Origin of the sequence: Rhodoplanes sp. SY1, from assembly GCF_046000175.1 — a bacterium.
Classification (GTDB): domain Bacteria; phylum Pseudomonadota; class Alphaproteobacteria; order Rhizobiales; family Xanthobacteraceae; genus Rhodoplanes.
The window spans coordinates 1-2690 of the sequence record NZ_JBEOMB010000197.1 but is presented as its reverse complement, the minus strand read 5'-3'; the positions used below and the strand labels follow the sequence as shown (position 1 = coordinate 2690).

The 2690-nt window shown below is 72.5% G+C and carries 3 protein-coding genes and 1 pseudogene; all 4 read left to right on the top strand.

All coding sequences use genetic code 11. The features are described from left to right. Nucleotides 1–386: pseudogene (locus ABTU92_RS28175) on the top strand (membrane-bound PQQ-dependent dehydrogenase, glucose/quinate/shikimate family); the annotation flags it as partial. Nucleotides 387–692: 306 nt separating this feature from the next. Further along, on the top strand, nt 693–1757 hold the full coding sequence (locus tag ABTU92_RS28170; RefSeq protein WP_408094891.1) for a PQQ-binding-like beta-propeller repeat protein: 1065 nt from the start codon (nt 693–695) through the stop codon (nt 1755–1757). A gap of 153 nt (nt 1758–1910) precedes the next feature. Then, entirely contained in the window at nt 1911–2000 is a 90-nt protein-coding gene (gene pqqA, locus ABTU92_RS28165) for a pyrroloquinoline quinone precursor peptide PqqA (protein ID WP_408094890.1), read from the top strand. A gap of 8 nt (nt 2001–2008) precedes the next feature. After that, nucleotides 2009–2690, top strand: a 682-nt coding sequence (pqqB, locus tag ABTU92_RS28160) for a pyrroloquinoline quinone biosynthesis protein PqqB (RefSeq protein WP_408094889.1), incomplete at its 3' end; no start/stop codon positions are given.

Genomic DNA, 2690 nt, shown 5'->3' with positions numbered 1-2690 from the left:
TGTTCAGCGCCGCGTGCCGGGCGGTCGCCTATTTCGACGACGGCGATCCGGCCGGGCGGCCCGAGGCGGTCGACCGGATGCCGGCGGTTCCGAGCGTGATGGGGCCGCTGGCGCGCGGCGGCAGCAACTGCCATCGCCGCGTCTATGTCGCCACCGCGGACGGGCGCTTGATCGCGCTCGACGCGGTCGGCGGCTTCGTCTGCCGCGACTTCGGCGAGAGCGGCACCGTCGACCTCACCGAAGGCATGGGCCTGCGCGAGGCCGGCTTCGCCTCCAACACCTCGGGCGCGACGGTCGCCGGCGGGCTGCTGATCGTCGGCCAGCAGGTCAGCGACAACCAGCGCCGCGACGCGCCCTCCGGTGTGGTGCGCGCCTACGACGCGTGAACGGGCGCGCTGCGCTGGGCCTGGGACGCGCTGCGCCCCGACCCGCAGGCGCCGCTGGCGCCGGGCGAGATCTATCCGCGCGGCACGCCCAATGTCTGGAACGTCGTCTCGGCCGACGAGTCGCTCGGCCTCGCGTTCCTCGGCACCGGCAATGCGGGCGCCGATCACTGGGGCGGCAACCGCACCGCCGAGGAGGACCGCTTCACGGCGGCCGTCGTCGCGGTCGATCTCGCGACCGGCGCCACACGCTGGTCGTTCACCACGGTCGAGCACGACCTCTGGGACTACGACATCGGCGCCCAGCCGATGCTGGTCGACGTGCCGGTCGACGGCGCGATGCGTCGCGCCGTGCTCCAGGGCACCAAGGGCGGCGACCTGTTCCTGCTCGACGCCGCGACGGGCGAGCCGCTGCGTCAGGTCCTCCACCAGGCGGTGCCGCAGGAAGGCAAGCTGCCCGGCGAGCGCCTCTCGCCGACGCAGCCGCGCTCGGTGTTTTACCCCAATCTCGGTGGCGTGCCGGGGCCGACGCCGGAGCGGATCGACGGCCGCCACATCTGGGGCCTCACGCCGATCGATGCCGCGCTGTGCCGCATCGGCTTCCACTCCCGCCGCTACGACGGCATGTTCACGCCGCCGACCATCGCGGCGACCGGCATGGTGCTGCTGCCCGGCACGGTCGGCGGCATGAACTGGGGCGGGCTCGGCTTCGATCCGGTGCGCCGCGTGGTCGTCGCCAACTATTCGCGGCTGCCGAACATCGTCGACATGACGCCGCGCGCCGAGGTCCAGGACCGGCCGGTGGGCTCCGGCGGGGCGCGGCCGGACCAGCCGATCGCGCCGCATTCGGGCACGCCGTTCGGCGTGAACCGCCCGATGTGGCTGTCGATCCTCAACGTCCCCTGCCTGGCGCCGCCGTGGGGCTTCATCGCCGCCACCAACATCGATACGGGCGAGCTCGTCTGGTCGAAGCCGCTCGGTACCGGTTTCGATGCCGGGCCGCTGGGCATCCCGACGCGCGTCAAGATCACCATGGGCACGGCAAATCTCGGCGGCCCGCTGATGACGGCGGGCGGGCTGACCTTCATCGCCGCTGCCCAGGACAATTTCCTGCGCGCCTTCGAGACCGCGACCGGCCGCCTGCTGTGGGAGGCCCGGCTGCCGGCCGGCGGCCAGGCCGGCGTGATGAGCTACGAGCACGACGGGCGGCAATACATCGCCATCACGGCGACCGGACACGCGCGCTTCGAGACGACCCAGGGCGACTATCTGAAGGTCTACGCGCTCGACGACGGAAAGCCCGACCTCGCCGGCGCGCCGCCGCGTGAGCGCAGCCCCGGCGGCGCGCCGGAGCGGGAGAACGAGGGGCCGTGATCGAGCGACCCGGCGATCGACCGCGGCACTGTGAGCAGGTCGATCCGCGCCGGAGCAAACCCGGCACCGGAACCCGGGTCGGGGTTTCGTTGTTGCGATTCGATCGCTCCCCAGACCGGCTTCGGCCGCATCCACCAGGAAAGGATCATGATCATGGCTTCCAAGACGGCCTGGACGACGCCGCGTTTCGTCGAGATCTGCATCGGGCTCGAGATCAACGGCTATCTGCCGCCCGAAATCTGAGCGAAGGCGTGCCAGGGCTGACCGCGATCGTGCTCGGCTCGGCCGCGGGCGGCGGCGTGCCGCAGTGGAACTGCCGTTGCCGCATCTGCGCGGCGGCCCGTGAGGGCCGCGTGCGGCCGCGTACGCAGACCTCGGTCGCGGTGACGGCGGACGGCGACGCGTGGATTCTGCTCAACGCCTCGCCGGATCTGCGCGCGCAAATTCTCGCGACGCCGGCGCTCGCGCCGCGCGACATCGCCGTCCCGCGTGACAGCCCGATCGCCGCCGTGGTCCTGACCGGTGCCGAGATCGACCAGATGGCAGGCCTTCTCCACCTGCGCGAGGGGCACGGCTTCGACCTGTTCGCCGATGCCACGACGCTCGCCGCGCTCGGCGCCAACCCGATGTTCGATGCGCTCCCGGCCGAGCGCGTGGCGCGCCGTGTCCTGCCGGCGTCCGGGCGCGTCGCCGGCCCGGGCGGCCTGGTGATCGAGAGCTTTCCGGTTCCGGGCAAGCGGCCGCTCTACCTCGAGGGCGGCGCCGCGGACACGACCTCGGACGTGATCGGCGTGATCACGTCGGCGCATGGCCGCGGCCTCGCCTTCGTCCCCGAGATCGCCGCGATGACGCCGATCGTCCGGGAGGCGCTGGCGGCGGCCGACGTGGTTCTGTTCGACGGCACCGTGTTCACGGACGACGAGATGATCACGA